Raw genomic sequence first — 17,653 nt, forward strand, 5'->3', positions numbered from 1 at the left:
CAGCTTAGTTATTGATGTATGTTTAAAAATATTTCACGCACCCGCCAGATAATTGTAGGCCTCTCTTTATCGGTAGCCGTATTTATTTTGCTGATCTTATTTTCATTTAAGGTTTATCGCACCCTGAATAATAGTTTCGACAAAGTAGAACATACTTACACGGTTATAAATGAAATAGAATCATTGTCGTATCATCTCATGCAGGCTTCACTCAATGAAGTAGAATACAGTGTGTCGAATAACGGGGGATTTCTGCATAATTTTATTATTTCTTATCAGATGGTGCAAAAAAAGTTACACCGTTTAGATTCCCTTACAAAAGCTGATAAGCCTCAGCAAGCCCGTTTAAAATTACTCAATGAAATTGTTACGGAGCGTGAAAAGATCCTTCTCGACCATATAAATAAAGTTTCTTTGCCACAAGAACTGCCTGTGGATATTATTATCCAGAGTGCCAGGGTATTTCAGCAAAAGGCGACTGAAGTTATTGAAGAAATAAAAATCCAGGAGCACAAAGCTTTGCTGCTTCGCAAACAGGAAGCCGCCTTCCAGCATCAGACAGCTTTCTATCTAGACATATTTGCAGGATTAGGAGCCCTCATTCTGGTAGCTATTACGCTTATTCTTATTATAAAAGACAATCGTGCACGAGAACGTGCTGAAGAAGAACTTCGCAAACTCAATGATAACAAAGATAAATTCTTTTCTATTGTAAGCCATGATCTGAGAGGACCTGCAGCTAACATCGTAAAATTATCAGAATTTTTACTCGGTCCAGACGAAATGCTTGACAACCAGATGCGTAGGGAAATGGCACAACACCTCAACTTTTCTTCTCAAAAATTATATAAACTCTTAGAAAACCTGCTAAGCTGGGCTAAACTGCAAATGAACCGGGTTGACATTAAACCTTTCCAGGTAGACTTGCATAAACTGGCTTCAGAAAATATTACCCAGATATCTACACTGGCTGCTGACAAGAAGATTCAGGTAGTAAACGAAATTCCTGCACATATATCTGCCTTCGCTGATGAAAAGATGTGTGAAACGGTGATGCGAAACTTGGTTGTTAATGCCATTAAATTTACGAATACTGGTGGGCATATTAAAATCAGTGCTTCTGAGAAAGAGAGTGCTGTTGAAATTTCTGTTGTTGATTCCGGAGTAGGCATGAAAAAAGAAAGTGTAGAGAGGTTATTCAATCTGGGTACTCATTTCTCTTCTAAAGGCACTGCCAATGAACCTGGTTCGGGCCTGGGATTGATTTTATGCCGGGAATTTGTAGAGAAAAACAAAGGCAAAATATGGGCTGAGAGCGAAGTGAACAAGGGTTCTACCTTTACTTTTTCATTGCCTAAAAACATATTAGCCTTTGAATCAATCAAATAATTGCTTTACAAGTAAGGAAGGCTTTTGCACTCAATTAGTCTACAGGCTTATTTTACCATTTTCAGTTTAAGCTGTTTTTGCACACTTTGTATGGCGGCTTTCACTTCCTGGTCTGTTTTAAGCATATCATTCACCGACTGTATGGCATGAATAACTGTACTGTGGTCGCGGCCTCCAAAATGATAGCCAATAGATTTAAGAGAATGTTCGGTATGTTCTTTAGCTAAATAAATAGCAATCTGCCGGGGGATTACATATTCTTTCCGGCGGCTTTTTCCACGTAACTCTTCCAGAGTAAGGCCAAAATGCTCGACTACTTTTTTCTGGATAATTTCTATACTTACCTCTTTATCAACGTGTTGTACAATATTCTGTAAAGTTTGCCGGGCAAGATCCAGGTCAATTTCCTTACGGTTGAGAGAAGCTTGCGCCATTAATGAAACGATCACGCCTTCCAGTTCACGGATATTGGTATCTACGCTGTGTGCCAGGTATTCAATCACATTTGGTGGAATAAATATTCCTTCGGCCTGTAACTTCTTCTGAATAATAGCGATACGGGTTTCTAAATCCGGTTGCTGTAAATCAGCGGTAAGTCCCCACTTGAATCGGGAAAGCAACCGGTCCTGTAAGCCCTTCAACTCCCTGGGTGGGCAATCGCTGGTCATAATGATCTGCTTGCCAGCCTGGTGCAAGTGATTGAAAATATGGAAGAAAATTTCCTGCGTACGTTCTTTTCCTGCCAGAAATTGCACATCGTCGATTACCAGTACATCTACCTGCAGGTAGAAGTTGGTAAAGTTCTGCATATTGTTGTTCTTCAGGGCATCAATAAACTGATTGGTAAACTTCTCTGAAGAAACGTATAATACAAATTTATTGCTGGCTGTATTCTTAATATGATTGCCTATGGCTTGCACCAGATGGGTTTTTCCCAAACCAACTCCCCCATATAGCATCAAGGGATTGAAAGAGGTAACACCAGGTTTATTGGCTACCGCATACCCAGCTGAGCGGGCCAGCCGGTTACAGTCGCCTTCAATAAAATTCTCAAACGTGTATTGGGGATTCAGGTACGAAGCCAGGTGTGCATTTTCGAGGCTATCGTATTCAAACGGACTTTTATATTTCTCCGCATGCACACTCACCTTGGTATCTTTCCCGTTTCCATGACTGCCATTAGCCGATTTACTGCTGGTAGGTATGTTAATGACATACGGCTTATTTTTATCGTTGCCTTTATCCACAATAATGGAATATTCCAGGCGGCCATCTGTACCTAGCTCAGCATCAATGGCTTTACGCAGTACATGTACATAATGTTCTTCCAGCCACTCATAAAAAAACTGGCTGGGCACCTGAATAGTCAACACATTATTAATAAGCCGCACCGGAACAATAGGCTCAAACCAAGTTTTGAAACTTTGTTCGGCTATGTTCTCACGGATTATCCTGAGACAATTATTCCATACTGTTTTACAGTCTTTCAGCATCCAACAAAACTATCGTTTAATAAAAGCTAAGCAGTCACCTTGATTTTTGGGGAGAGCAAAAATGAATAAAAAAGAGCAAACAAAAAAATTAAATTTAGCTTTGAAAAATGAATTTTGTGAGGGGTAAAACCTGCAGATAGATGTAACCTTTAACTGAATAAAATTAAAGATAAAAGTAATCTACATTCTCTTGACAAAATATCTGACTTGGAAAATTATAAAACACCTAAGTTGTAGCGAGAAAAAAACTGAAAATAGCAAGATTTTTCATGTACAATAATATACTCACAAACAGACAGTTAACAAAACAAACCTTACATAAGCCTTTTACGTTTAAAGTGCCCTGCCTCACTTTTAATTTTACTAAGTATTTTTAGTCTTTTCAGCTCCCTTCTAACTATCGGGCTGGAATCTAAAGTAAATGGCCTTGTTTTAACTTTACAACTATCTAACTATCGGTCTTCTGGCCAAAACTCATTTTTATCAGGCAGAACACGGCATAGTTAATCATATCCTGGTAATTGGCATCCACGCCTTCAGATACCAGCGTTTTCCCCTGATTGTCTTCAATCTGTTTGGTACGAAGCAATTTCATCAGAATAATATCGGTCATCGAGCTGATTCGCATTTCACGCCAGGCTTCTCCATAATCGTGATTTTTATTGAGCAGGAGCTGCAATGTTTTTTCTGCCTGTTTTTCATACATCTCCACCAGTTCTTCATACGGCAAATCTAAAGGAGCATTGGCTGGCAATTCCATCTGAATCAGAGCCATGATACAATAGTTGATTATGCCTACAAACTCAGAAGCGATATTATCTCCCACCTTCTGCGTGCCTTTTTCCTGGATCGAACGGATGCGCTGTGCCTTAATGAATATCTGGTCGGTAATGGAAGGCAAACGCAGGATTCTCCAGGAAGTACCATAATCTCTGGTTTTCTTTACAAATAATTCCTTACATATACCAATGACGTGCCTATACTCGTTTTCTGTCTGGGTAATCAAAACTTCGTAAATTATATGGTGTGTCTGACTCCAAATTTACATAAATTTGGATGCCAACCGAAAATTATATAACCTATTCCCGATTTGCCTCAACTTGATTCACTTTTTGAAACCAGGAAAACCCTACTTCTGAAAGGTAAAATTCAGGATTTGTCTGTTCCGGCAGTAATGGGAATTATCAATGTTACCCCAGATTCATTTTATGCTGGAAGCAGGCAACAGCAATTGCAAGATATTGTGCAGCTTGCCCGTAAAATGACAGAACAGGGTGCAACCTTTATTGATATAGGAGGGTCATCTACCAGACCGGGTGCAGCAGACATTAGTGAAGAAGAGGAATTAAAACGGGTTATTCCGGCCATTGATGCTATTTTAAAAGAACTTCCTGAAGCAAATATTTCGATTGATACCTACCGGGCCAGAGTAGCCAGAATAGCGGTAGAAACCGGCGCCTGTGTAGTAAATGATATTTCGGGAGGAGAGTTAGATAAGCAAATGTTTGAGACAGTGAGCCAGTTGCAAGTACCATACATTCTGATGCATATGCGTGGAACACCACAATCTATGGCTTCGCTCCATACGTATGAAAATATTATTGGGGAAATGATGCAATATTTTCAACAAAAGGTTTACTTATTGCGGCAATTGGAATTAAAAGATATTATTTTGGATATAGGTTTTGGTTTTGCCAAAAATATAGAACAAAATTACTATCTTTTACGATACCTGGACAAATTCCGGATTTTCGGTCTTCCGCTACTGGCAGGTCTTTCGAGGAAATCGTTGATTTATAAGAAATTAAATATCCCAGTGGAAGAAGCCTTAAATGGTACTACTGTGTTAAATACGCTGGCACTCACCAAGGGAGTGTCATTGTTGCGGGTACATGATGTAAAAGAATCCGTAGAAACGGTAAAACTTTTTACATTGTATAGCCGGGAATAACAATAATTACGTTTAAATTTATACAGAACTATTGCCTTCCACCTCTATAATTTACCAGTTATATCAATACTGCTGGAACTTTAGCGAAAGATAATAGTTTTGATTAGTAAATACATGACCTGATGCATACATGAGATTACTCTTCTCCATAGGCTTTCTGAACATCTCCTGGGTAGATATGATTGACGTCTCTCTTGTCACGTATCTGCTGTACCAGTTGTATAAATTGATGCGGGGAAGTGTAGCGATTAAAGTGTTCCTGGGCTTCCTTTCTCTATATCTCTCTTTCTTGCTGGTAAAAGCCGCAGAAATGGAATTGCTTACGGCCATTCTGGGACAGTTTATGGGTGTAGGTGTAATCGCCTTATTAATTTTATTCCAGCAGGAAATCCGGAAATTTTTATTGCTGATCGGGAAAACCACTGTTTTCAACAACGACCAGTTTTTCCGTTCCTTTCCCTGGCGGAGGGCTTTGGTAGAAAAACAGGTAAGCATTAATCCTATTGTGGAAGCGGCCAAAACTATGTCGGCTTCACACACTGGTGCATTAATTGTATTTGCCAGAGATTCTGAACTTAAATTCTATACCGATTCCGGCGACGAACTGGATGCCATCATCTCCAAACGTTTGCTTATTTCTATTTTTAATAAATACAGCCCCATGCACGATGGAGCTGTAATCATTGTCCGGAACCGCATTAAAGCCGCCCGTTGTATTCTGCCGGTTTCCGAAAACGACGAATTGCCGGCTTCTTTTGGCTTACGGCACAGAGCAGCGATTGGCTTAACAGAAATCACGGATGCAGTAGTACTGGTAGTATCTGAAGAAACCGGACAGATGTCGCTGGTAGCCAATGGCAAAGTGATGCATAACTTATCCGCTCAGGAATTAAGGAGTAAGCTCAACCAATACATGTTGGATAATAAAGAAGAACTGGAAGAAGTAAAACTTTCCAAAGAAGAACTCCGCAACGCCCGCGAAACTGCCTGATGTCTTATGGCAGGTGTGTTTATCTGCTTGTTGGGCGCAATTAACAATGGATATGAGTAAATTTGAAACGAAATTTGTTTTCATAACTAGTATTTTAATTGTACATGCAACCCTTTTAAGCTATGGACAAAATAATTGCCAAAAAAATAAAATTTATGGTGCATGGAAGTCCATTGGTAGCGTGGGCGGTTATCTAAATGTAATAGGCAATGTCGATAGTTTAAAAAAGATAATTCATATTCACAGCGACCCTGGTATCTATGAATTTCTAATGAACGGAACTTATACCTACAGTAATCCAACAATAAATTCGAAGAGACCGTATTTTAAAAAGGACGTTTACATATTTGATGAGAAAATTTGTCAAATAATACTAGGGACCAAAAAGAAGGCGTATAAAAGTTCGAATCTTGAGATACTCTATGTCGATGGCGATTATATGATTATTACCAATGATAATAATCCACATGGAGATTACACGACCTTATATTCAAAACAGTAGAGTCAGATACTAAAATTATTGTTAGGAAAGTTTTGATAATTAAAATATAACTACGCCTAGCAATGCATATTAAACACGCTGGCAGAATTTGATTTTTTAATTATTAAATTGGACTGCTAGCACGCTTGAAATCTTTAAGTAGAAACATACTATTCTCTAACTTACTGTCTTCCCTGCTGACGCATAAATGGTGGCATATTACTTCTCCTATTCGGATTTTGCCCCATATTAAAATTACCGCCAAACTTACGCAAATGATAGGTAAAACTGAGCATAAAATACTGCTGTAATACCTGGCTTTGCACATCTTCCACATAGGTATCTCCAATATTCCGTACAATGCTGCGGTTCTGGTTGAGAATATCATATACCTGCAACTTGAGTTCACCTTGTTTATTTTTAAATAATTGCCTGGCAAGAGCCGCATTCCATAATACAAAACTCTGGTTATATCCGGCAGAACGTCCGGTATTCGCAGTATAGGTTACTTCCGAAGTGAAAATAAATTTATACGGTAATTCATAATACAAATCGGCTGTCAGCACCTGACTGAAGAAAGAATTATTCTGCTGGCTTTGCAGGGAATAGGTTGCTTGCTGGTAATTCATATTGGCACTGATTCCATATTCAAATTTCTCATTATAATTAGAATTCAAACTTACTCCCTGCCCGGCTAGCAGGCTTTTCGAACGGTTTTCCTGCCCATTGACCAGACTGATACCCCGGTTATATCCCAGATTCGTAGTCAGGTTGATATTGGCTTTAATCGAACGGATGGGCCGCCCAATGGCTACAAATCCAGTGGCTGTATAATAGCCATTCTCATTAACCGGCCTGGTTGTTTGTGTACCAGTATTGCTGAATTCCTGGGCATTTACAATTTTATTACCCGTCTGGTTTAGGTTTAAGGCGGCAAATAAACTGCGGTAATTGCCAGAATTGAAGAAATTATAAGTAGCTGTCAGTTGGTTACTATATTCAGGTTTCAGGTCCGGATCACCCAGCCGGATGTTGAGCGGATTGCTGTTATCTGGTACTGGCTGCAACTGAGAAACCGAAGGCGAATTAATGCGGGATCTGTAATTAATACGCAGGTTTTTATTGCGGCCTATAGAATAGGTAAACATGGCATTTGGCAGCAGGTTAGTAAAATTGCGGCGCAGCATAGTATTGCGGCTTTCATTGTCGTTTTTCAAACCGGCTTGTTGTATATCCAATCCAAACGAATAGGTATACTTGAGCCGCTTATTCTGTAAAGTAGCACCGGCCCGTTGTGTAGAAAAAGTATTGTTAAACTCATTACTCAGTTGTTCATTAAACAGGTCATATACCCCTGACACTTCATTATAATTATTTACTTCTTTATCTGAACGGCTTCCATTCCGGCCAAATATATAATGAAACTCCAGTGTCTGGCGAAGGGATAAGGGTTCGGTATACGAAAAAGTAGCTGTATTATTTAGTCTGGCTGTCTGTTGCTCGTTTCGCTGGTCAAAATTTCTGGCTGGCGGCTGACCATCGGGAGCATTAAAAAACTCATTGGCAGAACGGGTGGTACCAGTAGTATGCTGCTGGTTGAGTAAAGTGTTCAGGTTGAACGAGAAACTACGGCCTTTTTTATTGAACTTACGCATAAACAGCAGATTACTATTTCCACTGACTCCATTCCCAACAGAATTATTGAATGTACTGCTTTGGTTTAAAGGCTCATTTGAACCGGTATATGTATTGGCAAAAATGGCACTTGTATAGGTAGAATTCTGAAAAGTCAGGCTTGGGGTGAAGCGGATGCTGGTAAGAGAATCCGGACGGTAATCTAATCGGAGGTTTAAACGGTTGCTGGTATTCTGGTTCCTGGTTGTATTGGTTTGGTCATTGATGAAAGTAGTATCCGGGAGAATATTTTGCCGCAGACTTTTCTGATCGGTAATTATGTTGGAATGATTGGCAAAATAACTGCCTGTTACATCCAGTTTTTTACTCCAACTATCGCGGTAATTGATGCCGCCTGCCCATGATTCTGTAATAGAGTTGTTGTTGCCATTATTACCTCCGCCTATTCCACCACCCTGGCCCGGATTCACCATCATTCCACCACCTCCGCCCCTACCACCTTCCCCACCTGATATATCCCCACCTCTTCCACCTCCACCAGACATACCAGATCCAGAACCAAAACTGGACATATCCTGCATGGTAAAACCCTGCTGGTTGATATTATTCCCTAATCCAATGATAGATAACTGCTGCCCGTTATTGAACCGGTTAAAATTAAGCCTTGCTTGGTAGCGTTCGCTGGTACCTACGCCAATATTATTCTGGCCGAAAATGCCCTTGCGCTTGTCTTTTTTGGTGGTGAGGTTAATGGTTTTTTCGCGGGTGCCATCATCAAAACCTGAAAATTCCGCCTGATCTGAGCCCTGGTCATACAACTGCACTTTGTCTATAATTTCTGCAGGCAGGTTTCTGGTAGCCACTTTCGGATCGTCACCGAAAAAGGGTTTTCCATCCACCAGTACACGTTTTACTTCCTGCCCCTGCGCTTTAATCGTACCATCGCGGCTAATTTCGATACCCGGCATTTTCTTTAATAATTCTTCTACCTGTGTATTCGGGCGTGTTTTAAACGAGGTTGCATTAAACTCGAGTGTATCATTTTTCAGGGTAATGGGTGCCCGCTCCTGTTCAATTACCACTTCATTGAGCAAAATGGTGGTTTGCGCCATTTCCATAGTTCCCAAGTCAATATGGGGAGAGGAAGCATCCAGGGTGATGTTTTTGGAAATATTGCGGTAACCCAGAAAAGTAATGAGTACGCGGTAATTGCCTTCCGGTATATTATTGAATGCAAAATTTCCTTCACCACCGGTAATGGTAAACGTAATAAGCGAGGAATCTTTGGCATGTAATAAGGTAACCGGCGCCTCCCGTAATGCTTTTTTTGTAGTAGAGTCCACAACCACACCCCGGATACTGCCTTTCACACGGGATTGTGCCATGCCAGTAATCGCATGTAAACTAAGTAATACACTGATGCTGAGTACAATCAAACGCATAATAAAAAATCAAGGGTTATTTGCCACGCCAAACTTCATTTTCCACTAATTCGACAAATGAGCAATCGTATCACTAAGACAATACTATCAACAATAGGTTTAAAACCTGTTACTGCATTCTTCCAGAGAATAGTTAATATCTATTTTTAAATAGCTGAATTCCTCTCAATTACACATTTACTTAATCGCTTATCTTGGGCCTCCTGGCATCATCACCTGACGGAAATCGGCCATGGCTTTATCCCGTTTGTCATTTAATTCTTCTGCACTTACCATTTCTGCTCCGGCTGCAGGCTGAACTTCCGTCAACGCAACAGGTTTAGCATCTATCTTAATGGCTTTAAACGATTCTTCGCTTCCTTCCACCAGTAATACTACTCCTTTGGAAGGCGTAAGTTCGCGGATGGGAGAATAGGTAAAATCAAGGTCAGTGGTATACCAGATGGTATAGGTTTCTCCTTTCCAGGGACAAGTAGCCTTGCGGCAGGCATATCCGGCTATTTTACGGGTTTTATCAGAATCCTGCCATCCGCTGGCTCTTGTGAAGATTTCTTCAGCCTGGTAAATTTTCTTTTCTTTTTTCACCTCCATAACACGAATGATTTTCTGAGTCTGCAAGTCTAAATACAGTTTCTCAGCCAATGGAGGCTCCATTTTCATCGTCTGTTCCCGCTCAGGGCCTCCAGGTCCACCATCGAGCGTGCGAATTACCGGTCTGGGCATTTCCCTTTCTTCTTTGGCATATTTACCCGAAAAGATGAGGGTTTGTGAAAAGCTAGCTATGGTTGGTACATCAGGTGCATCGGCGCTGCCAGGCTTTACTTCTTCCCCATTGATAACAATTTTCATTTGTGAGGGGTCTATTTTACGGGCACCTTCATAAAAAATAGTTCCGGAAGCCGCAGATTGGGCATAAGACGAAGACATTGTTGCCAGCAGGCAGAAAAGCAGGGTAAAGACGTATGCTATTTTCATAACAGGATTAATTTAGTTCGGATCAAAATTGAGTAATTTTTCAATTGATAGGGGTTAAGTATTGTTATATAGTGTTAATTAGTGTTAACACCCGCTAAAAGCTGCTTACTGCTGTGTATCTTTACTTTATAGTGAATCAAGCAATATTTAGAAACGAATTCAGGCGTGCAACCAAGCATCGACCAATGCCACATGAATACAGACCAATGACCATTTTATGAAGCGCCGTATCCGTTATATATTTATTCTCATGACCCTTTGCATTCTGGGTATAAATATCTTTCAGGGATACTGGCTCTATACTACCTATACGCTCCATTATCAGCAATTTACCCGTTCGGCTACAGAAGCCCTTTTTCAGGCACTCCAGCGTCAGCAGGAAGCAGATGCCAGACAGCTTTTTCATACTAAGATCTCTGAGGATGGAGATCCGAATGTAAGGTACCGGCAAATGGAAAGGGATATTATTACGTCGGATAAGGTGGTATTATTCAGGGAAGATAGTTCTATTTTAGGTGCCACCAGAGATTCGGTACGGGACCATCTCAGAAAAAGACGACAACTGGATGTCATTCAGTATTACCGGCTTCCAGATATGCCTCCTTCGGCGCTCACCATTCCTGCCGATACCTTGGCCCGCCGTATTTCCAGCCGGCTGATTGTAAACTGGTATAAGAATATACCTTTTGACCTGAATAAAATGGATTCAGTTTTCCGGAAGGAACTGGCAATGCGTGAGCTGGAAGCCTCTTTCGAATTAGATACGCTCCACCCTGTTTCTCCGGAAGGTAGTATTACTGTATTCAATACAAAAATTTCGAATGATTATCCGGTACAACTCCGCCCAGTTCCGGTAAATCCGGTACACAACCTGTTTGTACGGGCTTCTTTCAAAAATCCGGTTACCTATGTATTACAAAAAATGAGCTGGTTGCTGGTTTGTTCGGTACTATTGCTGGTACTTACCACCGGCTGTTTTATGTATATGCTTTCTACTATTCTCAGGCAGAAGAAATTATCGGAAATAAAGAATGATTTTATTAACAATATGACGCATGAACTGAAAACACCTATTGCCACTGTGTCGGCTGCTGTGGAAGCGATGTTATCATTTGGCGCACTGGAAAATGCAAAAAAAACGCAACTCTACCTTACAGTTTCTAAAAATGAATTACAGCGCTTATCGGATCTTGTAGAAAAAGTGCTCAACATGGCCGTAGAAGAAAAAAAGGAACTCGAACTCCACCCTGAACCAGTTAACCCATCTGAACTGATACGGGATATTGTTACGCATCAGCAGTTGAAGGCTGCCAAACCAGTACAATTTGAAGTAGACGTACCTGCTGGTTACCAAACGGTGTATGTAGACCGGCTGCATATCGCCAATACCATTAATAACCTGATTGATAACGCAATTAAATATTCTTATGAAAAGGTAACCATTCGTATCAAAAGTTATGTTGAACCTCACACCTGGCTATTATCCGTGCAGGATACAGGAATAGGAATCCCTAAACCCTATCAGCAGGCTATTTTCGACCGCTTCTTTCGGGTGCCTACCGGCGATTTGCATCAGGTGAAAGGCTTTGGCCTGGGACTTTCGTATGTAAAACAGGTGGTAGAAAAACATGGTGGCCAAATTGAAGTCCACAGTGAACCAGCAGAAGGCAGTGAATTTACCCTTCGTTTTCCGCTGAAGTGATGGAGTGAATGAGTGGTTGAGTGATTTGAATTACTGTTTTACAGAATTTCTGACTCATAGAATAGGCTTTTAAAGAAACGTAATTCGTAATTCGTAATTAATTTTATGCCGACAGTATTATTAGTAGAAGACGAAGTCTGGCTGGGGCAGATAGTAAAAGATAGCCTGGAAGTTCGGGGATTTCAGGTATGGCATGCGATGGATGGTGCCCAGGGGCTAACTATGTACCAAACTCATTCGCCGGATGTAGTAGTGCTGGATGTGATGATGCCGCAACTCGATGGGTTTACCCTTACCGAACGTATCCGTTCTCAGAATGCAACGGTACCGATTATATTTCTTACTGCCCGTTCGCAAACTGTAGATGTTGTAAAAGGTTTTGAACTGGGAGGAAATGACTATCTGAAAAAACCATTCAGTATGGATGAACTGATTGTGCGGATTAAAGCCCTGCTGAACCGGAAAATAACTACGCTAGCTCAACCAGAAAATGAGCAATACCAGATCGGGCAATACCTGTTCGATTATCCCAAACAAAAACTTATTTTTAAAGGAAAGGATTCGGTGCTCTCTTACCGGGAATCGGAATTATTAAAACGGTTGTTTCTCCAGCGTAACCAAGTACTCGAACGCAGTAAGGTTTTACAAGACCTTTGGGGCGACGATAATTTTTTCAACGGCCGTAGTTTAGATGTATTTATTACCCACCTGCGCAACTATCTCAAAGCTGACCCACATGTTCAAATCGTAAATATCCGGGGGATTGGTTATAAACTAATTGTGTAAAAACTTTCATTTTCCTCTTCTCAGACAGCTAACCGGTTACAAATTAAAACTTTGTTGGATAATGCTGAGATAGTCTGACCCAAAAGCAGTGATACACCAATTGTATAACTCTGATATTTCTACTTCAGGCAGGATTTCTATGGCTTTATGTAATTCTTTTTCAAACAAATATTTATCAAAGCTCACTTTTTCAAGGATCTGCTTACTGTATGCCAGATAGGTTGTATTCATAACTTTACTTTGTTTTACAAGCCGGATTTTTTGTAAAAGCTATCTAACATAAAGATACATACACTTGCATAATACTACATTAAAAGTGGATTAAATCGTGAGTGTAAACGCCTGTTTTCCTGATTTAAAAAGCTTCATTCCCATTACATGACAGCATCATTTTTAACCACTTTTTAATCTCAATTTCATCTCATTTTAATTAAGAAGAATCATTTTTACTTTATACTAAGCCTTTGTTGTGGGTTGACTTAAAAACTCATTACCATAATTATTCTACCGACTCTACTTTATTTATTTTTATGATTTCCTATTTCCAGTTCTTACTATTGCCGCATCGTGAAAAGGAACAATACCTTCAAGAAAAAGCCCAGTTTCTGCTAAGCCATACCAAGAACAATAAAGAAGTTAAACTGTATCTGGTAAATAGTTTCTTTGTAGAAGCAAGTTATAATGAACATTTCAATATGAATGAAATTGTAGTTTTTAAAGGGTTAGATAAGTTACAAGAGCATACCGAGCATATAGATTTGATTCAGCTTACTGATCATTTTTAATACCTATTTTCCATTTGATAAAAAATAACAGCATGTGTTTAATACACATGCTGTTATTTTTTTGCTCCATTCTGTCATTTATCAAAACGGACAATTTTACCAACGGCATGTATTTCCATGCCTATGCTTTTATTATATTAGCAACCGGGATAATTTTCTTTCATATATTGATGTAAAACTCATCCTATGGCTACCAAATTAAAACTCTTATTTGGCAACGAGATCTTTCAAAGGAGTTGTTATGCTATCGCTTTAGTAACATGGAGTATAATCAACCTTTCGGGAAATAATCTACAATCTTTACAATACACGAGCTCAATTGGCCTTTCCTATTTCTGGCTGTATCTGATTCCGGCTCTTCTACTGGCAGCACAAGTGCTAAGAAACAACCTGATTTTCTGGATAATCATAGCAGGTAGTGTTCTGGCTTATACCCTCTATGCCCTACTGGTTACATGGTATGATATATCTGACCGGATTGGCGATCCAATAAAACCTCTTGTTTTTGATTCAACTATATTCTTACTTTTATTTTTTAGTATGTTGCTGCTTCTAAATGGAGTATTATGGCTTTTGAAGCCAAAAAGAGTAATTTAAACTTTCAGCAAAAGCAGAGAAAAAATCAAAAAACAAATAAGTCAAATTGTTAATTTTAAAATATTACTGGTAATTTACTGATGCTTCCAGCTACACTTCAAACTATAATTGAGCAATATATTCAGGCCTACAACCAGTTTGATGTGCCGGGAATGCTTACTCACCTGCATCCGGATATTGAATTCAGAAATATTTCCAATGGAGAAGTTACGCATTCTTTAAAAGGAAAAGCTGCTTTTAGAGAACAAGCTGAACAGGCTGTCAGGTATTTTAGCCAGCGGAAGCAAAGCATTCAACACATTAATTTTCAGCCCGATCAGGCAGAAGTACTGCTTGACTATGTAGCAGTATTAGCGATAGATTTACCCAATGGGATGAAAAAAGGCGACACTTTACAATTAAAGGGAAAATCTGTTTTCCGTTTTCAATACCAGCAGATTATTTTGATTGAAGATATAAGTTAAGGGCAACGGTCTAAATTTCATGCAGGCTACCTGAAAATACTTACCTTTACCCCAAATCAAAAGGCAGCTTATATGTCAGTTCACTGGAAAGACGGATTTGAACTACTCTCCAAACTCACCCCCAGAAAAGCCTGGAACAGTGCGCTGGTGATGGGCAGCTATCATCTTTCCCGCCTTACCCGAAAAGCCATTCATGCAGGTTTACCCATCAGTATCTCTTTTGAACCTACCACTTCCTGTAATCTGCGCTGTCCGGAATGCCCCAGTGGCTTACGCTCTTTCACCCGGCCTACCGGCATGTTAGCAGACAGTTTATTCCAGAAAACAATTGATGAACTGAAAGATACCTTACTCTATCTCACTTTTTATTTTCAGGGCGAACCTTATTTACATCCGCAGTTTCTGGAAATGGTACAATATGCTTCCTCCAGAAATATCTATACAGCCACTTCTACTAACGCCCACTATCTTACCGATGCCAATGCCCGCAAAACAGTAGAATCTGGCCTCAGCCGCCTCACTATTTCTATCGATGGCACTACCCAGGAAACCTACCAATCTTACCGGATAGGAGGCAAACTGCACAAAGTACTGGAAGGCACCAGAAACATCATCCGGTGGAAAAAAGAACTGAACTCTCCTACCCCACATATTATTTTTCAGTTTCTGGTAGTAAAACCTAATGAGCATCAGATTACAGAGGTACATCAACTGGCTACCGAATTAGGTGTGGATGAAGTTGCGCTGAAAACAGCACAGATCTACGACTATGAGCAAGGATCACCTCTCATTCCCGCCAATGAAAAATATACCAGGTATACCAAAAACCCTGATGGCACCTACCGCATTAAAAATAAATTGCTGAACCATTGCTGGAAAATGTGGCATTCCTGTGTGATCACATGGGATGGAATGGTAGTTCCCTGCTGTTTTGATAAGGATGCCCATCACCGCCTGGGCGATTTAAAAACCAGTAATTTTAAGCGGCTCTGGAAAAATGAAACGTATGCTCATTTCCGGCAATTGCTCCTTGGTGCCAGAAGCAACATAGATATATGCCGCAACTGCACGGAAGGCACCAAAGTTTGGGGATAATCTCCTACAACCAGAACAAACCCATAATATGCTTGGGACGGTACCGGAATCTTGTTAGTTTATACTGCTTCTTTTTCACATCATACCTATAAAATCGCTCCCCCACCTGTAACCAGGGTTGTTTTTTTTCCTCACCTGGATTCAAATCATCCTCCATGGTATGTAAAGAACCTTTGGTTTGCAAAGCTATATCTTTGTATTCTGGCTGAAAAGCCTGTGTAGAATCAGCTGCACTGCCACATAAAATCACATGAACCGGTTTCTTTATATTTTCCAGAAAAGCCATATCCTTTACTGCACTGGAATTATCAGCTATTAAGATCAGGTGTTTGGCTTCCGGAAATTGCTGCTGTGCATATAACAAGGCTTCAATGTCATTCTCTTCACTGTTTCCATTGCGAACCGTATTTCTGGCCGCCTGCACCATCACTGGTAACACATTTTCCGCTTGTAAACTGGTACTTACAAACATTTGCCCAGATGTTTCCATCAGCCGGGTTTCCTGACCAGTACTATCGCAATCAGTAAAAAATAAGACTGCCTTTATATTAGGTTTCTGGCTGTTCTTCTGCAACCATGAAAAAATCTGGACGCTGTATGGATACATACTGGTGGTCAGATCGCAAACAACTACCGCATCTGGCCACTTGCTTACATTCCGGCTGAATACCTGGTAAGAAGTTGAATCTGCGCCAAAGTCACCGGTTTGCATCTGGTAGCGGATATGATTTTCTTCCAGGCTGAATAAGGGAATGGAAACCTGAGGCAAGGAACTTTCTGCTTTTTTTTGCAGGAGAAACGATACATTTTGTTTTAATACATGAATTGTCTGAGTAATAGCCGTAACAGTGATATGCTTTCTGCTCTCCAACCTACTGTTTGCTTTACCTTCCATAGCTATAGTTGAAGAATCTGCTCGTGTTGCTGGAATTACCTGATTCTGGCTACTGAATGAATGTTCCAGTTGGGGTCTGCTTTCCGTTGAAGCTGCTTTCTCCTGAACTGGTTTATATGGGGCAGCATCTCTATAGAACCACCAGAGACCCATTATTCCGATCAGCACGCAACCCAAACATAGGAAGCCCATTCGCCACCAATATCGTTGCCGGAGCTTTTTCTGCATACGAATCCAGTCCTGCGGCTGTGGTGCTGGCTGATAAGTGGGCAGGGTTTTGCGTACCCAGTCGTGTAGGTGTTTATCGTTTGGTTCTTGCATAATTATCTTGGGTTTGCTTACTGAGAGACTGCCGGAGCAAGCGGTTAGCTTCAGTCAGGTGAGAACGGGAAGTACTTTCAGCAATATTGAGCTGCTGGGCAATTTCCCGGTGTGAAAAACCTTCCATCACATACAGGCTGAATACCATCCGGTAAGGTGCAGACATTTGTTGAAGGATTTGCAGAATATCTTCAGCTGAAAACTGAGCAAATAGTGCTTCATCATTTAAATAAGGTTCTTCCAGTTGCCAGGCTACCGTTTCTACCTGAATTTGTCTGGCACGTCTGGCATTCTTCCGGTAATAATCAATGGCCGTATTCACCATAATTTTTCGTATCCAGGGCACAATCACCTCCTGATTTTTCAGTTCTTTAATATTTTTGAACACTTTCAAAAACCCATCATTCAGCATTTCTCCGGCATCTTCCCGATCATTGGCATACGCCATACACACCGACATAGCATACCCGTAAAAACGTTCATACAACGCTTTCCGGTCAGTTTCTCTGCCTTTGCAGCATCCTTGGATGATATCTGATAAATTCCGTTCTGCCAATTCAATAAAATGCTTAGTTCATTTTTCTGTCTGATAATAATTCAGGCTGTTATTTTAACCATTGAGAATCAATAGCATAAGTTATAAATACTCAT

The 17,653-nt window shown here is 40.4% G+C and carries 17 protein-coding genes; 10 read left to right on the forward strand and 7 right to left on the reverse strand.

Annotated features, from left to right (window positions below; translation table 11 throughout):
• Window positions 1-18: 18 nt before the first annotated feature.
• Window positions 19-1,389, forward strand: coding sequence for a sensor histidine kinase (locus tag GXP67_RS03805; RefSeq protein WP_162441929.1), 1,371 nt, complete (start codon window positions 19-21; stop codon window positions 1,387-1,389).
• Between the two features lie 47 nt (window positions 1,390-1,436).
• Here the strand turns inward: GXP67_RS03805 and dnaA are convergent, their stop codons facing one another.
• Window positions 1,437-2,882, reverse strand: a complete 1,446-nt coding sequence (dnaA, locus tag GXP67_RS03810) for a chromosomal replication initiator protein DnaA (protein WP_162441930.1) — start codon at window positions 2,880-2,882, stop codon at window positions 1,437-1,439.
• Window positions 2,883-3,330: 448 nt separating this feature from the next.
• Window positions 3,331-3,888 (reverse strand): DUF1599 domain-containing protein, encoded by a 558-nt coding sequence (locus GXP67_RS03815; protein ID WP_162441931.1) that lies wholly within the window; start codon window positions 3,886-3,888, stop codon window positions 3,331-3,333.
• Between the two features lie 84 nt (window positions 3,889-3,972).
• Here GXP67_RS03815 and folP point away from each other — a divergent pair, with 84 nt between their 5' ends.
• The 3 genes from folP (at window position 3,973) to GXP67_RS03830 (ending at window position 6,326) form a co-directional block, all read left to right on the forward strand.
• Entirely contained in the window at window positions 3,973-4,833 is an 861-nt protein-coding gene (gene folP, locus GXP67_RS03820; protein ID WP_232064905.1) for a dihydropteroate synthase, read from the forward strand.
• A 130-nt stretch (window positions 4,834-4,963) separates the two neighbouring features.
• Window positions 4,964-5,824 (forward strand): diadenylate cyclase CdaA, encoded by an 861-nt coding sequence (gene cdaA / locus GXP67_RS03825; RefSeq protein ID WP_162441932.1) that lies wholly within the window; start codon window positions 4,964-4,966, stop codon window positions 5,822-5,824.
• Between the two features lie 52 nt (window positions 5,825-5,876).
• Window positions 5,877-6,326: a hypothetical protein gene (locus tag GXP67_RS03830; RefSeq protein ID WP_162441933.1), complete on the forward strand. Its 450-nt coding sequence runs from the start codon at window positions 5,877-5,879 to the stop codon at window positions 6,324-6,326.
• A 161-nt stretch (window positions 6,327-6,487) separates the two neighbouring features.
• Here the strand turns inward: GXP67_RS03830 and GXP67_RS03835 are convergent, their stop codons facing one another.
• Both GXP67_RS03835 and GXP67_RS03840 read right to left on the reverse strand, forming a co-directional pair.
• Window positions 6,488-9,382: a TonB-dependent receptor domain-containing protein gene (locus tag GXP67_RS03835; RefSeq protein ID WP_232064909.1), complete on the reverse strand. Its 2,895-nt coding sequence runs from the start codon at window positions 9,380-9,382 to the stop codon at window positions 6,488-6,490.
• Between the two features lie 189 nt (window positions 9,383-9,571).
• The gene (locus tag GXP67_RS03840) at window positions 9,572-10,357 is read right to left on the reverse strand and encodes a GLPGLI family protein (RefSeq protein ID WP_162441934.1); all 786 of its coding nucleotides are present in this window, start codon (window positions 10,355-10,357) and stop codon (window positions 9,572-9,574) included.
• A 217-nt stretch (window positions 10,358-10,574) separates the two neighbouring features.
• Between GXP67_RS03840 and GXP67_RS03845 the strand changes: the two genes are divergently transcribed.
• Both GXP67_RS03845 and GXP67_RS03850 read left to right on the forward strand, forming a co-directional pair.
• Complete coding sequence (locus GXP67_RS03845) at window positions 10,575-12,059, forward strand: sensor histidine kinase (protein ID WP_162441935.1); 1,485 nt, start codon at window positions 10,575-10,577, stop codon at window positions 12,057-12,059.
• 105 nt (window positions 12,060-12,164) lie between these two features.
• Window positions 12,165-12,845 carry a response regulator transcription factor gene (locus GXP67_RS03850; RefSeq protein WP_162441936.1) on the forward strand — a complete coding sequence of 227 codons (681 nt, stop codon included), beginning with the start codon at window positions 12,165-12,167 and terminating at the stop codon, window positions 12,843-12,845.
• 36 nt (window positions 12,846-12,881) lie between these two features.
• Here GXP67_RS03850 and GXP67_RS03855 read toward each other — a convergent pair whose 3' ends face one another.
• Window positions 12,882-13,076 (reverse strand): hypothetical protein, encoded by a 195-nt coding sequence (locus GXP67_RS03855; RefSeq protein WP_162441937.1) that lies wholly within the window; start codon window positions 13,074-13,076, stop codon window positions 12,882-12,884.
• Window positions 13,077-13,375: 299 nt separating this feature from the next.
• Between GXP67_RS03855 and GXP67_RS03860 the strand changes: the two genes are divergently transcribed.
• From GXP67_RS03860 to GXP67_RS03875, 4 genes are all read left to right on the forward strand, one after another.
• Window positions 13,376-13,630: a hypothetical protein gene (locus GXP67_RS03860; RefSeq protein ID WP_162441938.1), complete on the forward strand. Its 255-nt coding sequence runs from the start codon at window positions 13,376-13,378 to the stop codon at window positions 13,628-13,630.
• 186 nt (window positions 13,631-13,816) lie between these two features.
• Window positions 13,817-14,227 (forward strand): hypothetical protein, encoded by a 411-nt coding sequence (locus GXP67_RS03865; protein WP_162441939.1) that lies wholly within the window; start codon window positions 13,817-13,819, stop codon window positions 14,225-14,227.
• Between the two features lie 80 nt (window positions 14,228-14,307).
• Window positions 14,308-14,691 carry a nuclear transport factor 2 family protein gene (locus GXP67_RS03870; protein WP_162441940.1) on the forward strand — a complete coding sequence of 128 codons (384 nt, stop codon included), beginning with the start codon at window positions 14,308-14,310 and terminating at the stop codon, window positions 14,689-14,691.
• Between the two features lie 72 nt (window positions 14,692-14,763).
• Window positions 14,764-15,786, forward strand: a complete 1,023-nt coding sequence (locus GXP67_RS03875) for an SPASM domain-containing protein (RefSeq protein WP_162441941.1) — start codon at window positions 14,764-14,766, stop codon at window positions 15,784-15,786.
• Between the two features lie 4 nt (window positions 15,787-15,790).
• Here the strand turns inward: GXP67_RS03875 and GXP67_RS03880 are convergent, their stop codons facing one another.
• Both GXP67_RS03880 and GXP67_RS03885 read right to left on the reverse strand, forming a co-directional pair.
• A complete protein-coding gene (locus GXP67_RS03880) occupies window positions 15,791-17,002 on the reverse strand; it encodes a hypothetical protein (protein WP_162441942.1) in 1,212 nt (403 codons plus the stop codon).
• A complete protein-coding gene (locus tag GXP67_RS03885) occupies window positions 16,983-17,558 on the reverse strand; it encodes an RNA polymerase sigma factor (RefSeq protein WP_162441943.1) in 576 nt (191 codons plus the stop codon). The genes GXP67_RS03880 and GXP67_RS03885 overlap by 20 nt, the downstream gene beginning before the upstream one ends.
• Window positions 17,559-17,653: the final 95 nt, after the last annotated feature.

This window comes from Rhodocytophaga rosea (assembly GCF_010119975.1).
Lineage (GTDB): Bacteria > Bacteroidota > Bacteroidia > Cytophagales > 172606-1 > Rhodocytophaga > Rhodocytophaga rosea.